Source organism: Pseudomonas sp. ADAK13, from assembly GCF_012935715.1.
Lineage (GTDB): Bacteria > Pseudomonadota > Gammaproteobacteria > Pseudomonadales > Pseudomonadaceae > Aquipseudomonas.
Map to the genome: position 1 here is coordinate 7,170,934 of NZ_CP052860.1, position 19,271 is coordinate 7,190,204.

General features: G+C 62.2%; 18 protein-coding genes. 12 read left to right on the top strand and 6 right to left on the bottom strand.

What is annotated here, in order from left to right; genetic code table 11:
• Positions 1-625 precede the first annotated feature (625 nt).
• From HKK54_RS33045 to HKK54_RS33060, 4 genes are all read right to left on the bottom strand, one after another.
• Positions 626-2,104, bottom strand: a complete 1,479-nt coding sequence (locus HKK54_RS33045) for a DASS family sodium-coupled anion symporter (RefSeq protein ID WP_010166777.1) — start codon at positions 2,102-2,104, stop codon at positions 626-628.
• Between the two features lie 87 nt (positions 2,105-2,191).
• Positions 2,192-2,998: a sulfite exporter TauE/SafE family protein gene (locus tag HKK54_RS33050; RefSeq protein WP_010166776.1), complete on the bottom strand. Its 807-nt coding sequence runs from the start codon at positions 2,996-2,998 to the stop codon at positions 2,192-2,194.
• A gap of 9 nt (positions 2,999-3,007) precedes the next feature.
• Positions 3,008-4,252: an NAD(P)/FAD-dependent oxidoreductase gene (locus HKK54_RS33055; RefSeq protein ID WP_169389179.1), complete on the bottom strand. Its 1,245-nt coding sequence runs from the start codon at positions 4,250-4,252 to the stop codon at positions 3,008-3,010.
• Positions 4,253-4,304: 52 nt separating this feature from the next.
• Positions 4,305-4,640 (bottom strand): ArsR/SmtB family transcription factor, encoded by a 336-nt coding sequence (locus HKK54_RS33060; RefSeq protein ID WP_010166774.1) that lies wholly within the window; start codon positions 4,638-4,640, stop codon positions 4,305-4,307.
• Positions 4,641-4,726: 86 nt separating this feature from the next.
• Between HKK54_RS33060 and HKK54_RS33065 the strand changes: the two genes are divergently transcribed.
• Positions 4,727-5,590, top strand: coding sequence for an MBL fold metallo-hydrolase (locus HKK54_RS33065; protein ID WP_169389180.1), 864 nt, complete (start codon positions 4,727-4,729; stop codon positions 5,588-5,590).
• A gap of 136 nt (positions 5,591-5,726) precedes the next feature.
• On the opposite strand, the gene bkdR is transcribed toward HKK54_RS33065, so the two are convergent.
• Positions 5,727-6,212: a Bkd operon transcriptional regulator BkdR gene (bkdR, locus tag HKK54_RS33070; RefSeq protein WP_003212855.1), complete on the bottom strand. Its 486-nt coding sequence runs from the start codon at positions 6,210-6,212 to the stop codon at positions 5,727-5,729.
• Between the two features lie 195 nt (positions 6,213-6,407).
• On the opposite strand from bkdR, the gene HKK54_RS33075 reads away from it, so the two are divergent.
• The 5 genes from HKK54_RS33075 (at position 6,408) to HKK54_RS33095 (ending at position 12,488) form a co-directional block, all read left to right on the top strand.
• Positions 6,408-7,643, top strand: coding sequence for a 3-methyl-2-oxobutanoate dehydrogenase (2-methylpropanoyl-transferring) subunit alpha (locus tag HKK54_RS33075; protein WP_010166769.1), 1,236 nt, complete (start codon positions 6,408-6,410; stop codon positions 7,641-7,643).
• Between the two features lies 1 nt (position 7,644).
• Positions 7,645-8,703, top strand: coding sequence for an alpha-ketoacid dehydrogenase subunit beta (locus HKK54_RS33080; protein ID WP_010166768.1), 1,059 nt, complete (start codon positions 7,645-7,647; stop codon positions 8,701-8,703).
• Complete coding sequence (locus HKK54_RS33085; RefSeq protein WP_169389181.1) at positions 8,704-9,981, top strand: dihydrolipoamide acetyltransferase family protein; 1,278 nt, start codon at positions 8,704-8,706, stop codon at positions 9,979-9,981.
• A 3-nt stretch (positions 9,982-9,984) separates the two neighbouring features.
• Complete coding sequence (gene lpdA, locus HKK54_RS33090; RefSeq protein WP_169389182.1) at positions 9,985-11,364, top strand: dihydrolipoyl dehydrogenase; 1,380 nt, start codon at positions 9,985-9,987, stop codon at positions 11,362-11,364.
• A 104-nt stretch (positions 11,365-11,468) separates the two neighbouring features.
• Positions 11,469-12,488, top strand: coding sequence for a branched-chain amino acid aminotransferase (locus HKK54_RS33095; protein WP_169389183.1), 1,020 nt, complete (start codon positions 11,469-11,471; stop codon positions 12,486-12,488).
• 76 nt (positions 12,489-12,564) lie between these two features.
• On the opposite strand, the gene HKK54_RS33100 is transcribed toward HKK54_RS33095, so the two are convergent.
• Positions 12,565-13,455 carry a GNAT family acetyltransferase gene (locus HKK54_RS33100; RefSeq protein ID WP_169389184.1) on the bottom strand — a complete coding sequence of 297 codons (891 nt, stop codon included), beginning with the start codon at positions 13,453-13,455 and terminating at the stop codon, positions 12,565-12,567.
• Between the two features lie 299 nt (positions 13,456-13,754).
• Between HKK54_RS33100 and ctlX the strand changes: the two genes are divergently transcribed.
• From ctlX to HKK54_RS33130, 6 genes are all read left to right on the top strand, one after another.
• Positions 13,755-14,681, top strand: coding sequence for a citrulline utilization hydrolase CtlX (gene ctlX / locus HKK54_RS33105; protein WP_169389185.1), 927 nt, complete (start codon positions 13,755-13,757; stop codon positions 14,679-14,681).
• Between the two features lie 11 nt (positions 14,682-14,692).
• Positions 14,693-15,739 carry an ornithine cyclodeaminase gene (locus tag HKK54_RS33110; RefSeq protein ID WP_169389186.1) on the top strand — a complete coding sequence of 349 codons (1,047 nt, stop codon included), beginning with the start codon at positions 14,693-14,695 and terminating at the stop codon, positions 15,737-15,739.
• 355 nt (positions 15,740-16,094) lie between these two features.
• On the top strand, positions 16,095-16,874 hold the full coding sequence (locus HKK54_RS33115) for an ABC transporter substrate-binding protein (protein WP_010166754.1): 780 nt from the start codon (positions 16,095-16,097) through the stop codon (positions 16,872-16,874).
• 133 nt (positions 16,875-17,007) lie between these two features.
• Positions 17,008-17,709: an ABC transporter permease gene (locus HKK54_RS33120; RefSeq protein ID WP_010166737.1), complete on the top strand. Its 702-nt coding sequence runs from the start codon at positions 17,008-17,010 to the stop codon at positions 17,707-17,709.
• Positions 17,706-18,419 carry an ABC transporter permease gene (locus HKK54_RS33125; RefSeq protein WP_008434490.1) on the top strand — a complete coding sequence of 238 codons (714 nt, stop codon included), beginning with the start codon at positions 17,706-17,708 and terminating at the stop codon, positions 18,417-18,419. Before HKK54_RS33120 ends, HKK54_RS33125 begins: the two co-directional genes overlap by 4 nt.
• 3 nt (positions 18,420-18,422) lie before the next feature.
• Positions 18,423-19,268 (top strand): ABC transporter ATP-binding protein, encoded by an 846-nt coding sequence (locus HKK54_RS33130; protein WP_237151038.1) that lies wholly within the window; start codon positions 18,423-18,425, stop codon positions 19,266-19,268.
• Positions 19,269-19,271: the final 3 nt, after the last annotated feature.

The window sequence follows — 19,271 nt, forward strand, 5'->3', positions numbered from 1 at the left end:
AGTGACCTTGATGACCGACGTGCAAGGCCGGTAAAACCCTTACTCAGAGAGTAGTTAACCTGAGTCCGGTTCATCTTGCCATCTTGGGAGGGGGTTTGGTGGGTGTGTATATCCGTTGCTGCGGTCAGGGCGGCTATTGATTCCGCTCTTACAGCGGGCACAGTCAAATGTGGGAGCTGGCTTGCCTGCGATAGCATCGCCTCGGTGTACCTGAAAGACCGAGTTGTCTGCATCGCAGGCAAGCCAGCTCCCACAGAAAAGCAGAGCTGCATCCGTTTCAGATTTGGTTTTCGCTTTGGCTTCTACCACTCAAGCCGGCCTGTAGGCCGCTGTGCTCTTGCTTTTGATCTTGATCTGACTGCCCCAATAAGCCCGAGGCCGAACGCAGGGATTGAGGAGCGGGTAAACCGGCAGGACGCCGGTTTAGCCGCGACGGGGCAGGGACGCCCCGTCGCGGCGGCCCGCGGAGCAATGCCGGAGTGAGGGAACACCGAGCCTAGGCGAGGTGCCGACAGGCGGGGCAGAGCGTTTTGGTTACTTTGCCGCTTTTGCAAAGTGACTCGCTGTAAGAGCGAAACCATAAGCCGCCGTTACCCAACTAACGGATATGTACACCGCCCCCCACTCAAATCCACCCCAACCAACTCCAATACGTAGCCGCAAACACCAACATCAACCCATACCCAATCAACGTCACCAAAATCCCAACCTTGGCAAACTGCCGCGCCGTGAACGTCCCAGTCCCCAAACACACCATATTCTGCGGGGCGTTGATCGGCAGGATAAACCCGTAACTCATCACAAACCCCAGCAGCATGGTCATCCCCAGGCGACTGAACTCCCCAGGCAACGTCTGCAACACCGCAATCAAAATCGGCAACAGCGCCGAGGTCAACGCCGTGGCACTGGCAAACCCCAAATGAATCACAATCAAAAACGCCCCCAGAATCGCAAACACCCCCAGCGGCCCCACCTGATCCAGGCCGGTGTGCGCCACCACCTGCGACCCCAACCACTGCCCCGCCTGCGTCGTGAGCAACGCCGTCCCCAGGCTGATACCCACACCAAACACAATCACCGTGCCCCACGGAATCCGCGACTGCACATCCTTCCAGGTCATCACCCCAATCCCCGGCATCAGCAAGAACACCAACCCGGCATACGTCGTCGAGGTCGTATCAAAGCTGTGCAACCGCCCTTCCGTGGCCCAGGCCAACAACAGCAACACCGACACCGTCAGCAAGCGCTTCTGCGGGCCGGTCATCGGCCCGATGTCCACCAGCGACTGCGCCACGGCCTCCTTGCCGCCGGGAATGCTGTCACTCTCCGGCGGCAACAGCTTCAGCACCAGGAACAACAACACCGCCGACATGATCAGCGCCCACGGCGCACCGGCGATCAACCAGTCGATCCACGACACGCGCTGACCCAGCATTTTGTCCATGAAGCCGACAGTCAGCAGGTTCTGCGCCGCCGCCGTCTGGATGCCAACGTTCCAGATGCTGGTGCCCTGGGCCACGACGATCATGATCCCGGCCGCGATATTGGAGCGTTTGTCCACGCCAAACGCGGCGATCACCCCCATCATGATCGGCACCACACACGCGCTGCGAGCCGTCGCGCTGGGCACCACCAGGCTGAGGAGGATGGTCACGGCAATGGCCCCGACAAGAATGCCCCGGGTGCTGGTCCCCACGCGGGTCAGCGTGACCAGCGCGATGCGCCGATCAAGACCGGTATGGGTCATGGCCGCCGCGATAAACAGCGCGCCGGCTACCAGGGCCAAGGCGGGGTTGGAAAACCCGGTCAACGCCATGCTGATGGCTGGGCTGGAACCGATCAGGTGCGTGGGGTCTTGCAGCGACGGCGCAGTGCCGAGCAAAAACGCCATCAGGGAAGTGATCATGATCGCGCTGGCCTCGTACGAGACCGCCTCGGTGATCCACACCACCACGGCAAACGCGAGGATCGCCAGCATTCGGTGCCCGGCCACCGGCAAGTCGGCCGGCAGGGGCAACAGCAGCACGCCGACCATCACCAGCACGCCGACGACCAGGCCCAAGGGCAACTTGAAAGAAGCAGCAGGTGTTGCGGGGGCGCTCATGGGGTTCTCCGTCGGCCTATAAATCAGGCCGACAGCATGAGGCAAAGCGTCACGGCGGGTGTTGACGGGTATCAAGGTGCCGCCCGCTTAGAAGGCCGCCCGCCACAGCATGCCCACCGCCACCAGCACGCACAGGGTGGCAAAACCCACCTGCAGGGTGCGCGCCTTGATCACCGAGCACAGGCGCCGGCCCGCCAACATGCCGACAATGCTCGAACCGATAAACACCCAGCCCACCGGCTCGATACTGACCCCGGCGTGAAACGCGCCGATCACGCCGATCAACGAGATCAGGCTGATCACCATCAAGGAGGTGGCGACGATGCCGCGCATTTGCACGTCGGTCAGTTGCTTGAACGCCGGCACGATCAGAAAGCCGCCGCCCACACCGAGCAAGCCCGATACCGCGCCGGTTACCGCGCCCAGTGCCGCCAGGGTGGCGGTGCACTTGGCCGTCCAGGAAAAGCGCCCGGTCTGTTGGTCGAGCATGCAGTTCTTCTGGCCCCAGGACGCGGCGCCGTGATCACTCGGGCCGGCCTCCAGCTTCTCGCGCCGCAACATGCGCCAGGCCACCAGCACCATCAGCGCACTGAACAGGCCCATCAGGACCTTCTCCGGCATCTGGTGGGCGAAGAACACCCCCAGCGGCGAAAACAGCGCGCCGAGCAGCGCAATCAGCAGCGCCGCGCGGTAACGCACCAGGCCATGGCGCAACCCATCCAGGGCCCCCACGGCGGCGGCGGCACCCACCGCGAACAACGACACGGGCGCGGCCTGGGTCATGGTCAACCCAAGCCCCAACACCAGCGCCGGAACGCCAAGAATGCCGCCTCCGGCACCGGTCAAGCCCATCACCAACCCCATCAACACGCCCAGAACACTTGCCAGCAGCATAGGGTTGCCTCAATCCACCTTGGCCAGACGGGTCAGCCACTCGCGCCCCTTGAGCATGCCGTTCCAGTAGAACCACGGCAGGAAACTCGCCTTGAGGAACCACGCCGAACGCCGCGCCACGGTCGGGTCGAGGGGGAACGTCGGCAGCAGCTTGCCGCCATACCCGAACTCGGCCAGCACCACCTTGCCCTTCTCCACCGTCAGCGGGCAGGACCCGTAGCCGTCGTATTTGAGGGGCATCGGCGCCTGTTTGCGCAGGGCCAGCAGGTTTTCCGCCACCACCACGATTTGCTTGCGCACCGCGGCGGCGGTCTTTGCGTTGGTGGTGGAGCACACATCGCCCAGGCCGAAGATGTGCGGGTAGCGCAGGTGTTGCAGGCTCTGGGGATTCACTTCGCACCAGCCGGCAGCATCGGCAAGAGGGCTCTGGCGGATAAAGTCCGGGGAGACTTGCGGTGGGACGACGTGCAGCAGGTCGAAGGTTTTCTCTTCGACCCGCACGTTGCCTTCGGCGTCCTTGATTTCAAACCAGGCTTTGCGCGCCGGGCCGTCGACCTTGATCAGGTTGGCGTTGAATGCCAGTTGCGCCGAGTACTTTTCAACGTACTTCATCAGCGGCGGAACGAAGGTCGGCACGCCAAACAAGGCGGCGCCGGCCAGGTTGAATTCGACCTCGATGTTTTTCAGGTCACCCTGCCTGAGCCAGTGATCGCAGGACAGGTACAGGGCCTTTTGCGGGGCGCCGGCGCATTTGATCGGCATGGCCGGTTGGGTAAACAGCGCCTTGCCGTGCTTGAGTTGCTGCACCAGTTGCCAGGTGTAGGCGGCGTGCTCGTAGCTGTAGTTGGACGTCACGCCATGCTGGCCGAGGGTTTCCGGCAGGCCTTCGATCTTTTCCCAGGCCAGGCGCAGGCCCGGGCACACGATGAGGTTTTTCCAGGTGACGCGCTGGCCGCTGTCGAGCACCAGGGTGTGCTCCTCGGGCAGCAATTCGCTGACCGCTGCCTGGATCCAGGTGACGCCGTTGGGCAGCACGTCGGCCATGGGCCGTACGGTCTTGGTCACGTCATACGCGCCGCCGCCGACCAGGGTCCAGGCCGGCTGGTAGTAGTGCTGGTCGCTGGGTTCGATCAGGATGATGTTCAGGTGCGGGTCGCGCTTGAGCAGGCTGGCCAGCAAGCCGATGCCTGCCGAGCCGCCACCGATGACAACGATATCGCCACTGATGGTAGGTCCCCAGTGTTGGTCGTTCATGGTCTATGGCCTTTCGTTTAAAAGTGCACACAAGGGTCGTTGCCGTACGGCGTCACGCCCAGCTTTTTATCACTGCGCCGCAGTACAGGCCGGACAGCGTCTTCATCACTTGAATCACTTCGTGGCTGGCCAGCCCGTAGAAAATGTATTTGCCTTCCCGACGGGTGGCCACCAACCCTTCGTCCCGCAGGATGCCCAACTGTTGCGACAGGGTGGGTTGGCGCACGCCGGTCATGGTTTCCAGCTCGCCGACGTTGCGCTCGCCCTGGGTCAACTGGCAGAGAATCAACAGCCGGTCTTCATTGGCCAGGGCCTTGAGCAAGGCGCAGGCCTTGGACGCGGAGGCACGCAATTGCGCGACTTCGCCTTCACTCAGGTTCGATTCCATTTGCGTGTGGCTCTCTCTGTCACTTAAGCTCAAAACATTATGTGTAAACGTAAAGTGATTGTAACTACTTATTTGGGACAACCGTCATGCCAGCGTTGATTCAATCCTTTCTGGACGAGGCGTCGTCGACCTACACCTACGTCGTCTATGAAACGGACGGTGGCCCCTGCGCCATCGTTGACTCGGTGCTCAATTACGACCCGGCCTCCGGACGCACCGGCACCGGCCAGGCGGACAAGGTGATCGCGTTTGTGCGCGAGCACGGCTTGCAGGTGCAGTGGCTGCTGGAGACCCACGCCCATGCGGATCACCTGTCGGCGGCGCCTTACCTGCGCCGACAGCTGGGGGGCAAGATCGCGATTGGCGAGTCCATCAGCAAGGTGCAGGGGGTGTTCAAGAACCTGTTCAACCTGGAGCCGGAGTTTCGGGTGGACGGGTCGCAGTTCGACCATCTGTTCGCGCCGGATGAGGTTTTTCATATCGGCACCCTGAAGGCCCAGGCGCTGCACGTGCCGGGACATACGCCGGCGGACATGGCTTACCTGATCGATGAACAGTTGATTCTGGTGGGGGACACGCTGTTCATGCCGGATGTGGGAACCGCGCGCTGCGATTTCCCCGGTGGGGATGCGCGCCAGCTGTTTGCGTCGATGCGCAAGCTGTTGGCTTTCGCGCCTGAAACCCGCCTTTATGTGTGCCATGACTATCCGCCCGAAGGCCGCGCAGCCAAGTGCCTGACCACGGTGGCTGAACAACGGGCGGGCAATATTCATGTGCATGACGGGGTGGATGAGGCGGCGTTTGTAGCAATGCGCACCACGCGGGATGCCGGGTTGGGCATGCCGACGTTGTTGCTTCCGGCGATCCAGGTGAATGTGCGGGCCGGGGTGATGCCGCCGGCGGAAGAAAACGGTGTGGTGTATCTGAAGATTCCGCTCAACCAGCTTTGAAATGCACTGCCAATTGTGGGAGCTGGCTTGCCTGCGATAGCGGTGTGTCAGACAGCGCATCGGGTGGCTGATACTCCGCCATCGCGGGCAAGCCCGGCTCCCACAGTTGGGCTGTGTTGTTTATGAACAGGGTGTACTAACCGAGGTTGATGCCGTTGGCCGGCAGCGGCAGTGCCGTCTTGTAGCGCACCTGCTTGAGGGCAAAACTGGAGCGGATGTTGGCGACACCCGGGACTTTGGTCAGGAAGTCCATCATGAAGCGCTCCAGAGACTGGATGGTCGGCACCAGCACCCGAATCAGGTAGTCGGGGTCGCCGGCCATCAGGTAGCACTCCATCACTTCGGGGCGATCCGAAATCGCCCCTTCAAACTGCTGCAAAGCCAGTTCGTTCTGTTTTTCCAGGCTGACATGGATGAACACATTGACGTGCAGCCCCAGCAGGTCGGCGTCCAGCAGCGTCACCTGGTCGCGAATCAGCCCCAGTTCTTCCATGGCCTTGACCCGGTTGAAACACGGCGTGGGCGACAGGTTGACCGAGCGGGCCAGGTCGGCGTTGGTGATGCGGGCGTTCTCCTGAAGGGCGTTCAGAATGCCGATATCGATACGGTCCAGTTTGCGCATGAGACAAAACCACCTGTTTATTATGTTTATGCAGTTTTTTTATCCCCAAATGATCTCCAACGCAACGAAACAGAGATAAATATTCTCCTGAGCCGAGCCTATGATTGTTGTAGGACAAGATTTCTTCTACCCGAAGAAGGACTGTCAGCTACCGCGCCCACTACAAGAAATTCACAAGATAGAGCGTAGAAAGCCATGACTCAGCAGTATGAACCACTGCGCCTGCACGTCCCCGAACCCTCGGGCCGCCCAGGCTGCAAGACCGACTTTACCTACCTGCGCCTGACTGACGCAGGCACCGTGCGCAAACCCCCAATTGACGTAGAACCCGCCGACACCGCCGACCTGGCCAAGGGCCTGATTCGCGTGCTCGACGATCAGGGCCAGGCCCTGGGCCCATGGGCCGAAGGTGTGCCCGTCGAGATTCTGCGCAAGGGCATGCGCGCCATGCTCAAGACGCGAATCTTCGACAACCGCATGGTGGTCGCCCAGCGTCAGAAAAAGATGTCGTTCTACATGCAAAGCCTTGGCGAAGAAGCCATCGGCAGCGCCCAGGCCCTGGCCTTGAACATCGACGACATGTGCTTCCCCACCTACCGCCAGCAAAGCATCCTGATGGCCCGGGAAGTGCCGCTGGTAGACCTGATCTGCCAACTGCTGTCCAACGAGCGTGATCCGCTCAAGGGCCGCCAGTTGCCGATCATGTACTCGGTAAAAGACTTCGGCTTCTTCACCATTTCCGGCAACCTCGCCACCCAATTCGTACAGGGCGTGGGCTGGGGCATGGCCTCGGCGATCAAGGGCGATACCAAGATTGCCTCGGCCTGGATCGGCGACGGCGCCACCGCCGAATCCGACTTCCACACCGCCCTCACCTTCGCCCATGTGTACCGGGCGCCGGTGATCCTCAACGTCGTAAACAACCAGTGGGCGATCTCCACCTTCCAGGCCATCGCCGGCGGTGAAGCCACGACCTTTGCCGGACGCGGCGTAGGTTGCGGCATCGCTTCCCTACGGGTAGACGGCAACGATTTTGTCGCGGTGTACGCCGCCTCTGCCTGGGCCGCCGAACGCGCCCGCCGCAACCTGGGGCCGACCCTGATCGAGTGGGTGACCTACCGCGCCGGCCCGCACTCCACCTCCGATGACCCGTCCAAATACCGTCCCGCCGACGACTGGAGCCACTTCCCGCTGGGCGACCCGATTGCCCGCCTCAAGCAGCACCTGATCAAGATTGGCCAGTGGTCCGAAGAGGAGCACGCGGCGGTCAGTGCCGAGCTTGAAGCCGAAGTGCTCAAGGCCCAGAAAGAAGCCGAACAGTACGGCACCCTGGCCGGTGGCCAGATTCCAAGCGCCGCGACCATGTTCGAAGACGTTTATAAAGAGATGCCGGAGCACTTGAAGCGCCAGCGTCAAGAGTTGGGGATCTGACATGAACGATCACAACAACAATATCCAGCTGGAAACCGCCATGACCACCACGACCATGACCATGATCCAGGCCTTGCGCTCGGCCATGGATGTGATGCTTGAGCGAGACGACAACGTGGTGGTGTTCGGCCAGGACGTCGGTTACTTCGGCGGCGTGTTCCGTTGCACCGAAGGCTTGCAGAACAAGTACGGCACCTCGCGGGTGTTCGACGCACCGATCTCCGAAAGCGGCATCGTCGGTGTGGCGGTCGGCATGGGCGCCTACGGCCTGCGGCCGGTGGCCGAGATTCAGTTCGCCGACTACGTATACCCGGCGACCGACCAGATCATTTCCGAAGCCGCCCGCCTGCGTTATCGCTCGGCCGGCCAGTTCACCGCACCGTTGACCATGCGCATGCCCTGCGGCGGCGGTATCTACGGCGGCCAGACCCACAGCCAGAGTATTGAAGCGGTGTTCACCCAGGTCTGCGGCCTGCGCACAGTGATGCCGTCCAACCCTTACGACGCCAAGGGCCTGCTGATCGCCTCCATCGAAAACGATGACCCGGTGATCTTTCTCGAACCCAAGCGCCTGTATAACGGCCCGTTCGACGGCCACCACGACCGCCCGGTAACCCCGTGGTCCAAGCACCCCCAAGCGCAAGTGCCGGACGGTTACTACACCGTGCCGCTGGATGTGGCCGCCATCGCCCGCCCGGGCAAGGACGTGACCATCCTCACCTACGGCACCACGGTGTATGTGTCGCAAGTCGCCGCTGAAGAAACCGGCATCGATGCCGAAGTCATCGACCTGCGCAGCCTGTGGCCGCTGGACCTGGAAACCATCGTCAACTCCGTGAAGAAAACCCGTCGCTGCGTAATCGTTCACGAAGCCACCCGTACCTGCGGGTTCGGCGCCGAGCTGGTGGCGCTGGTGCAGGAGCATTGCTTCCACTACCTGGAAGCGCCGATCGAGCGCGTTACCGGCTGGGATACCCCGTATCCCCACGCGCAGGAGTGGGCGTATTTCCCTGGCCCGACCCGAGTGGGCGCGGCTTTGCATCGGGTTATGGAGGTCTGAATGGGCACGCACGTTATCAAGATGCCGGACATCGGCGAAGGCATCGCAGAAGTTGAATTGTCGGTGTGGCACGTCAAGGTCGGCGACCTGGTAGTAGAAGACCAGGTGCTGGCGGATGTGATGACCGACAAGGCCATGGTGGACATTCCTTCGCCGGTGCACGGCAAGGTGATTTCCCTCGGCGGCGAGCCGGGCGAAGTCATGGCGGTGGGCAGTATCCTGATCAGTATCGAAGTGGAAGGCGCGGGCAATACCCGGGAATCGGCAGTGGTTGAAGACCTCGCGCCCGCACCCGCACCCGCACCGGCGCCGAAAGTTGAAGCCAAGGCCGCGCCCGTGGTTGAGCCCAAACCGGCCGCCAGGCCTGCGGTGGCGGCACAGGCCCCAGTGGCCCGCGAGGCCGATGACCGTCCGCTGGCCTCCCCGGCCGTGCGCAAACATGCGCTGGATGCTGGCATCCAGCTACGACTGGTCCAGGGTTCCGGCCCGGCCGGCCGGATTCTGCATGAAGATCTGGACGCTTACTTGCTCCAGGGTCCGGCGAAAAATTCCGCGGCCTCCAACCCGTACGCCGAACGCAACGACGAGCAGCAAATCCCGGTGATCGGCATGCGCCGCAAGATCGCCCAGCGCATGCAGGACGCCACCCGGCGTGCCGCGCATTTCAGCTATGTGGAAGAGATCGACGTCACCGCCCTCGACGAGTTGCGCGTGCACCTCAACGAGAAACACGGCGCCACCCGCGGCAAGCTGACCCTGTTGCCGTTCCTGGTACGGGCCATGGTCGTGGCGTTGCGGGACTTCCCGCAGATCAACGCGCGTTATGACGACGAAGCCCAGGTGATCACCCGCCTCGGCGCGGTGCATGTAGGCGTCGCCACCCAGAGCGATGTCGGCCTGATGGTGCCGGTGGTGCGTCACGCCGAAGCCCGCAACCTGTGGGGCACGGCGCAAGAAATCAATCGTTTGGCGAGTGCGGCGCGCAATGGCAAGGCCAGCCGCGATGAGCTGTCGGGTTCGAGCATTACCCTGACCAGCTTGGGCGCGTTGGGCGGGATCGTCAGCACACCGGTGCTGAACCTGCCGGAAGTGGCCATCGTGGGGGTCAACCGGATTGTCGAACGGCCGATGGTGATCAAGGGCCAGATCGTGATTCGCAAGATGATGAACCTCTCCAGCTCCTTCGATCACCGGGTGGTCGATGGCATGGACGCGGCGCAATTCATCCAGGCCATCCGTGGCCTGCTCGAACAACCCGCCAGCCTGTTCCTGGAGTAACCCATGTCTCAAACATTGCACACCACGCTGCTGATTATCGGCGGCGGGCCTGGCGGTTATGTGGCGGCGATTCGCGCTGGCCAACTGGGCATCCCGACCATCCTCGTGGAAGGCCAGTCCCTGGGCGGCACCTGCCTGAACATCGGCTGCATTCCATCGAAGGCGCTGATCCATGTGGCCGAACAGTTCCAGCAAACCGTGCAACACAGCCTGGGTTCACCGTTGGGCATCGAAATCGATGTGCCGACCCTGAACATCGGCAAAAGCGTGGAATGGAAAGACGGCATCGTCGACCGCCTGACCACCGGCGTTGCGGCGCTGCTGAAGAAACACAAAGTGCAGGTCATTCAAGGCTGGGCCAAGGTCGTGGATGGCAAGACCGTCGACGTCGGCGACCAGCGCATCCAGTGCGAGCACCTGCTGCTGGCCACCGGTTCGAAAAGCGTCAACCTGCCGATGCTGCCAATTGGCGGGCCGATCATCTCCTCCACCGAAGCCCTGGCGCCGAAACGCATTCCTAAACGCCTGATCGTGGTGGGCGGCGGCTACATCGGCCTGGAGCTGGGGATTGCCTATCGCAAGCTCGGCGCCGAGGTCAGCGTGGTCGAAGCGCAGGATCGGATCCTGCCGGCCTACGACGCCGAACTGACCCAGCCGGTGGCCGAGTCCCTGAAGCAACTCGGTGTGAAGGTGTTCCTGAAACACAGCGTCACCGGTTTTGAGCACAACACCCTGCAAGTGCGTGACCCCGGCGGCGAGACGCTGTCGCTGGAAACCGACCAGGTGTTGGTTGCCGTTGGTCGCAAACCCAATACCCAGGGCTGGAACCTCGAAGCCTTGAACCTGGACATGAACGGCTCGGCGATCAGGATCGACAGCCGCTGCCAGACCAGCATGCGCAATGTGTGGGCGATCGGCGACCTGAGTGGTGAACCGATGCTCGCCCACCGCGCCATGGCCCAGGGCGAAATGGTTGCCGAACTGATCAGCGGTAAAACCCGCGAATTCAACCCGGCAGCGATCCCGGCGGTGTGCTTCACCGACCCGGAACTGGTGGTGGTCGGCAAGACCCCGGACGAGGCCAAGGCCGCCGGGCTGGACTGCATCGTCTCGAGCTTCCCGTTCGCCGCCAATGGCCGGGCCATGACTCTGGAGTCGAAAACCGGCTTCGTACGGGTGGTGGCGCGCCGCGACAATCACCTGATCGTCGGCTGGCAGGCGGTGGGCGTTGGCGTCTCGGAACTGTCCACGGCCTTCGGCTTGAGCCTGGAAATGGGTTCGCGCCTGGAAGACGTGGCGGGCACCATCCACGCCCATCCGACCCTCGGCGAAGCGGTACAGGAAGCGGCGCTGCGGGCCCTGGGGCATGCATTGCACATGTGAAGGGGGATGCGAATCCCCCCGCTAATGAAGTATTGTTGCGCCCATCCAGAAATAAACCATAAGCCTGCCTTCGACCAGGCGGTTGACAAAAGATAGAGGGTGTCATGGGTAACGAAAGCATCAATTGGGACAAGCTGGGTTTTGACTACATCAAGACCGACAAGCGTTTCCTCCAGACCTGGAAGGACGGCGAGTGGCAAAAAGGCACCCTGACCGACGACAACGTGCTGCACATCAGCGAGGGCTCCACCGCCCTGCACTACGGCCAGCAATGCTTTGAAGGCCTCAAGGCCTACCGCTGCAAGGACGGCTCGATCAACCTGTTCCGCCCGGACCAGAACGCCGCGCGCATGCAGCGCAGCTGTGGCCGCCTGCTGATGCCGCAAGTGCCGACCGACGCCTTTATCGAAGCCTGCAAGGAAGTGGTCCGCGCCAACGAACGTTTCATCCCGCCGTACGGCACCGGCGGCGCGCTGTACCTGCGCCCGTTCGTGATCGGCACCGGTGACAACATCGGCGTGCGCACCGCGCCGGAGTTCATCTTCTCGATCTTCTGCATCCCGGTAGGCGCCTACTTCAAGGGCGGCCTGACCCCGCACAACTTCCTGATCTCCGGTTACGACCGTGCGGCGCCAAACGGCACCGGCGCGGCCAAGGTCGGTGGCAACTACGCCGCCAGCCTGATGCCCGGCTCCCTGGCCAAAAAAGCCAACTTCGCCGACTGCATCTACCTCGACCCGGCCACCCACTCGAAAATCGAAGAAGTCGGCTCGGCCAACTTCTTCGGGATCACCCACGACAACAAGTTCGTCACCCCGAACTCGCCGTCGGTGTTGCCAGGCATCACCCGCCTGTCGCTGATCGAGCTGGCCAAATCGCGCCTGGGCCTGGAAGTGGTTGAAGGCGACGTGCTGATCGACAAGCTGTCGGACTTCAAGGAAGCCGGCGCCTGCGGTACCGCGGCCGTGATCACCCCGATCGGCGGCATCGAGTACAAAGACAAGCTGCACGTGTTCTACAGCGAAAAAGAAGTCGGCCCGGTCACCCAGAAGCTCTACAAAGAGCTGACTGGCGTACAGTCCGGCGACGTCGAAGCGCCTGCGGGCTGGATCGTCAAGGTCTAAGCAACACCGCAAAACAAAATGTGGGAGCGGGCTTGCTCACTCCCACATTTGATCTCCAGTGTTTTCAGAATCAAGCTCAATCTTGCGGAATATTTTCCAGGATCCTCTTGCCCATGCTGATCCTCGGCTCGGCGCCATAACCCAGCGCCTCATAAAACCCCATCACCGCGTCATTGCCGCTGGTGATCTGCAGGTTGATCTTCATACAGCCCAAGGCGGTCAACGCCTGCTCCGCATGCCGCACCAGCGAGGCACCCAGGCCCTGGCGGCGATAGTCGTTGTGCACCGCCACCGAATACAGCCAGCCACGATGCCCGTCGTAGCCGGCGAGGATGGTGCCGATCACCGCCTTCTTGTCGGTGGCCACGAAGAACAACCCATCGTTGACCGCCAACTTCTTGTCGATCGCCAGGCCCGGCAGGTTATGGGCCGCGTCATAACCAAACGCCGCCTGCCACAGCGCCACCACCTGCGCCCGATGCGCACGGTCGCGATAGGCGCCGATGGGATGGCGGGATGACAACGCCTTCTCCATCACCAGCGTGCGCTCATTGCCATGGTAAACGTCGCGCACCGTGTGGAAACCCAGCTTGGTGTAGAACGGTTCGGCGGTCAGGGAAGACGGCACATGCAGCGAGGTCACCCCGGCTTCCCGGGCACGCAACTCGATCTCAATCATCAGCAAGCGCCCGATACCCTGCCCTTGCAGCACCGGATTGACGAACACCGAGCGCACCACATTGGCATCCAGCGCGGCAGTGGCCACGATCACCTCATCCTGGATGGCCACCAGCACCGTTCGACGCCCGAGCAATCCCACCACAGCCTCGGGGGTAAAGTTGCTCGCCACCCGCGCAATCACGTCAGCCGGATAATCCCGGGCGTTGCTGTCATGCAGGGCCGCCAGGATGACCTGGCTGATGCCCTCGGCATCGGTGGTTTGGGCGAGACGAACTTCAGTGGGCATGGGCACTCCTTAATGACGGACTCAATTCCTGCAGCGCCCCCATACTAATGTGGGAGCTGGCTTGCCTGCGATAGCGGTCTGTCAGTCGATACTTGATTGACTGTCAGACCGCTATCGCAGGCAAGCCAGCTCCCACAGTTGACCAGCTTTGTTCCTTCAACCGCACCCAACAGCCGATTCGGCTGCCCCACCCCACTTTTCAGCTTTCCCGGCTGAGCCACCCCCTCACTTCAGCCGGGATTCTTCCTTCACACCGCACAAAATAGCCTCACTGCCCAACCCCATGGACCCATGCACCCATGCAAACCACCAACACTGTCCTGATGATCCGCCCGGCGCACTTCGCCTTTAACCCGGACACCGCGATCAACAACCGCTTCCAGCGCGCGCCCCTCGACCCGGTGGCCGCACAGCGGAAAGCGCTGGAAGAGTTCGACGGCTACGTCGACACCCTGCGCCACCACGGCGTGGAAGTGCTGGTGGTTCAAGACACCCCCGCCCCTCACACCCCGGATTCGATTTTCCCCAACAACTGGTGGAGCAGCCACGCCGACGGCAGCCTGGTGCTCTACCCGATGGAAGGCCAGAACCGACGACTGGAACGCGACAAAGGCGTACTGCAAGTGCTGGAGCAACGCTTTGCGATCCACAACACCATCGACTTCAGCCACCTCGAACAACAGAACATGTTCCTGGAAGGCACCGGCAGCATGGTCCTCGACCGCCAGCACCGCATCAGCTACGCCTGCCACTCCGGGCGTACCCATCAGGATGCCCTGCGCCAGTTTGCCGAACGCCTGGACTATCAGGTCTGCGTGTTCCACGCCGTCGACCGCCACCAGGCGCCGATCTACCACAGCAACGTGATGATGAGCGTCGGCCGCGACCTCTCTGTGGTGTGCCTGCAAGCCCTGCCCGACGACCACGAGCGCCAGGCCCTGGAACGTTCCCTGCGCGACACCGGCAAAGACATCGTCGCCCTGGACTTCGACCAGCTGGAAGCCTTCGCCGGCAACATGCTGGAAGTCCATGACCGCGACGGCCAGCCGCTGCTGGTGATGTCGGCCAGCGCCTGGGGCTCGCTCAAGCCGGCCCAGCGCCAGCACGTGGAGCGCCACACCCGGCCGGTGGTGGTGAACATCGACAACATCGAACGCATCGGCGGCGGCAGTGCCCGCTGCATGTTGGCGGAAGTGCACCTGCCCGCCCGCCCCTCATTTCAATAAGGAGTCTTCCCATGACCCGCTATATCGACGTCAACGACTTGAGCTACCTGGTTTCGCAAAAAGGCCTGCAAACCTGCATCACCGAGATGGCCGAGTACATCCGCGCCGACTACCTGCGCTGGCAGGACTTTGAAAAATGCGCACGCCTGGCCAACCACTCCCCCGAGGGCGTGATCGAGCTGATGCCGGTGTCCGACGCGTCGCTGTACGCCTTCAAATACGTGAACGGCCACCCGAAAAACACCCAGAGCGGCATGCTCACCGTCATGGCCTTCGGCGCCCTGGGCGATGTGGACACCGGCAAACCGGTGCTGCTGGCCGAAATGACCCTGACCACCGCGATCCGCACCGCCGCCACCTCGGCGCTGGTAGCGCGCTACCTGGCCCGGGACAACAGCCGCAGCATGGCGCTGATCGGCAACGGCTCCCAGAGCGAGTTCCAGGCCCTGGCCTTCCACGCCATACTGGGCATCAATGAAATCCGCCTGTTCGACATCGACGCCAAGGCCACCGCCAAGCTGGCCGCCAACCTGAAAGCCTTCCCGGCGATCAAGGTAATCCTGGCGGGCAGCGTGGCCGAAGCGGTGAAAGGCGCCGATATCGTCACCACCGTGACCGCCGACAAGGCCTACGCCACCATCCTGACGGACGAGATGATCGAGCCGGGCATGCACCTGAATGCCGTGGGCGGCGACTGCCCGGGCAAGACCGAGCTGGACCGACGAATCGTCGAACGTGCGCGGGTGATCGTCGAGTACGAACCGCAAAGCCGCATTGAAGGCGAGATCCAGCACATGCCGGAAGATTCGCCGGTCACCGAGCTGTGGCAAGTGATCAACGGCCAGGCCCCGGGCCGCGAAAATGCGCGCCAGGTCACCCTGTTCGACTCGGTGGGTTTTGCCATCGAAGACTACTCCGCCCTGCGTTACGTGCTGGACGTGGCCAAGGCACTGGACGTGGGCAGCGAACTGGAACTGGTGCCGGACTTGGCCGACCCCAAGGACCTGTTTGCCCGCCTGGCTCAGGCACCGGTGGCACAGCAGAAAAAGCGCGCCTGAGACCGCTCTGGCCTGCCGCTTTGCGTGAGGGGCAGGCCGGAAAAAGTCGACTGACAAGCCGATTTAGCGGGTGCCGCAGCCGTTTCCGCTGTGACCCGCGTTTTAACAGCACATTCCGCCCGCCGCGGCAGGGGTAAACGACACAAAAAACGCACCATCTTGAAGCATTCTCTCTGACAAGAAACATCCCAATGTGGCGAGGGAGCTTGCTCCCGCTGGAGTGCGTAGCGCTCCCGGGATTTTGGGGCCGCTGCGCAGCCCAGCGGGAGCAAGCTCCCTCGCCACAAAAGCCAGCTCGCCTTAGCTTTCAGCTTTCTACTGCCCTGACATCAATTACAAAATATAGGGAATACACATGACTCCGCTCCGATCACTTTTCGCTGCGCTGCTCCTGCCATTGGCCGCCACGGCTGCCCAGGCTCAGGAATGGAAAGAAATCCGCTTTGGGGTCTTCCCCGAATACCCACCGTTTGAATCGGTCGCCGCCGACGGCAGCCTGCAAGGCTTCGACATCGACCTGGGCAACGCCATCTGCGCCAAGCTTGAAGTCAAATGCGTGTGGGTCCACAACGAATTCGACGGCATGATCCCGGCGCTGCGGGCGCGCAAGTTCGACGCCATCATGTCTTCCATGGCCGTGACCCCGGCCCGCCAGAAAGTCATCGACTTCAGCGACCGGCTGTTCCTCAGCCCGACCTCGGTGATCACCCGCAAAAGCGCCGACTTCGGCGACACCCCCGAATCCCTCAAAGGCAAACAGGTCGGCGTGCTGCAAGGCTCGCTGCAAGAGGCCTATGCCCGTGCGCACCTGGCAAAACTTGGCGCGCAGATCAAGGCGTACCAGTCTCAGGAACAGAACTACGCCGACCTGCAAAACGGTCGCCTCGACGCCACCCTCACCGACAAGCTCGAAGCCCAGCTCAACTTCCTGTCCAAACCTGAAGGCGCCGACTTCAAGACCGGCCCGGCCTTCAAGGACCCGACCCTGCCGCTCGACATCGCCATGGGCCTGCGCAAGAACGACAAGGACCTGGTGGAACTGATCAACAAAGGCATCGCCGCCGTCCAGGCCGATGGCACCTACGCACAGATCCAAAAGAAATACTTCGGCGATCAGGATATCTACAACGAGTGATATCCATCCCACCCCTGTAGGAGCTGGCTTGCCAGCGATGGCTGCCTGAAGCATTGCGCTGAACTCGACGGCCCCATCGCCGGCAAGCCGGCTCCTACAGGGGACGTCTGAGCCCCACAGAGATCTCCCCTCCATGAATGAATTCCTCAACTTGCAAGGCTTCGGCCCGTTGCTGGCTCAGGGTGCCTGGATGACGGTCAAGCTGGCGTTCCTGGCGCTGGTGCTGAGCCTGTCGCTGGGCCTGATCGCCGCCGGTGCCAAGCTGTCCAGCGTCAAGCTGCTGCGGGTTCCGGCCACGCTCTACACCACGCTGATCCGCAGCGTGCCGGACCTGGTGCTGATCCTGCTGATTTTCTACAGCCTGCAACTGTGGCTGAACGACCTGAGCGAAATGCTCGGCTGGGCCTACTTCGAAATCGACCCGTTCACCGCCGGTGTCATCACCCTCGGTTTTATCTACGGGGCGTATTTCACCGAGAACTTTCGCGGGGCGATTCTCAGCGTGCCGGCCGGCCAACTGGAAGCCGCGACCGCCTACGGCCTGAGCCGCTGGCAGCGCTTTCGCCTGGTGCTGTTCCCGCAGTTGATGCGCTTTGCCCTGCCGGGCCTGGGCAATAACTGGCTGGTGCTGCTCAAGTCCACGGCACTGGTGTCGATCATCGGTCTGTCGGACCTGGTCAAGGCCGCGCAAAACGCCGGCAAGACCACCAACGACCCGCTGTACTTCCTGATCCTCGCGGGCCTGGTGTACCTGGTGATCACCACCCTCTCCAACCGCATCTTCAAACGCCTGGAACGGCGCTACAACGTCGGCATCAAGGGGATGGCGCGATGATCGAACTGATCCAGCAATACGGCCTGGCCTACCTGTTCACCGACGGCAACGGCTTTTCCGGGGTGGCGATGACCCTGTGGCTGTTCATTATCTCGGTGGTACTGGGCTTCTTCCTGTCGATCCCGCTGGCCATCGCAAGGGTGTCGGAGCACTTCTGGATTCGCTGGCCGGTGGAGGTCTACACCTACCTGTTCCGCGGCACGCCGCTGTATATCCAGCTGCTGATTTGCTACACCGGCCTCTACGGCCTGGACGTGGTGCAGGACAACGCCCTGCTCAACCAGTTTTTCCGCAATGCACTGAACTGCACGTTGCTGGCGTTTGTGCTGAACACCTGCGCCTACACCGTGGAAATCTTTGCCGGGGCGATCCGCAACATTCCCCACGGCGAAATCGAAGCAGCCAAGGCCTACGGCCTGCACGGCTGGCGCCTGAACCTGTTTGTGGTAGTGCCCGCCGCACTGCGTCGTGCGCTGCCGGCCTACAGCAACGAAATGATCCTGATGCTGCACGCCACCTCCCTGGCGTTCACCGCCACCATCGCCGACATCCTCAAGGTGGCCCGCGACGCCAACGCCGAAACGTTCCTGACGTTCCAGGCCTTTGGCATCGCGGCCCTGTTGTACATGCTGCTGTCCTTTGCACTGGTGGGCCTGTTTCGACTGGCCGAACGTCGCTGGATGCGTTTTCTTGTTCCTACCCGAGGCTAACCCATGAATCAGTCCGCGCAGGCCCTGGCCGCTTATCCCACCGATGTACGCCCTGCCGCCAAACCGGTTGCCGTGGCCGAGAACGCCAACGTCAAACTCCAGGTCGAAGGCCTGCACAAACGCTATGGTGAGCATGAGGTGCTCAAGGGCGTCTCGCTGAACGCGCGTAATGGCGACGTGATCAGCCTGATCGGCGCCAGCGGCTCCGGCAAAAGCACGATGTTGCGTTGCATCAACTTCCTCGAACAGCCGGACGCCGGGGTCATCACCCTGGACGGCATCAGCATCGAAATGCAGCAAGGCCGCGCCGGCACCCGTGCACCGCATCAGGCGCAATTACAGAACCTGCGCACCCGCCTGGCCATGGTGTTCCAGCACTTCAACCTGTGGAGCCACATGACCGTGCTGGAAAACATCACCATGGCCCCGCGCCGCGTGCTGGGGGTGAGCGCCGCCGAGGCAGAAAAACGCGCACGGATGTACCTCGACAAGGTCGGCCTGCCGGGCCGGGTGGCGGACCAATACCCGGCATTCCTCTCCGGCGGCCAGCAACAGCGCGTCGCCATAGCCCGGGCCCTGGCGATGGAACCGGAGATCATTCTGTTCGACGAACCCACCTCGGCCCTCGACCCTGAACTTGTAGGAGAAGTCCTTAAAGTCATACAGACGTTGGCTGAGGAAGGTCGTACCATGCTCATGGTCACCCACGAAATGGGCTTTGCCCGGCAGGTGTCCAGCCAAGTGCTGTTTCTGCACCAGGGCCGTGTCGAGGAGCAAGGCGGAGCCGAAATCCTCGACCAGCCGAACAGCGAACGCTTGCAGCAATTTCTTTCCAACCGATTGAAGTGAACA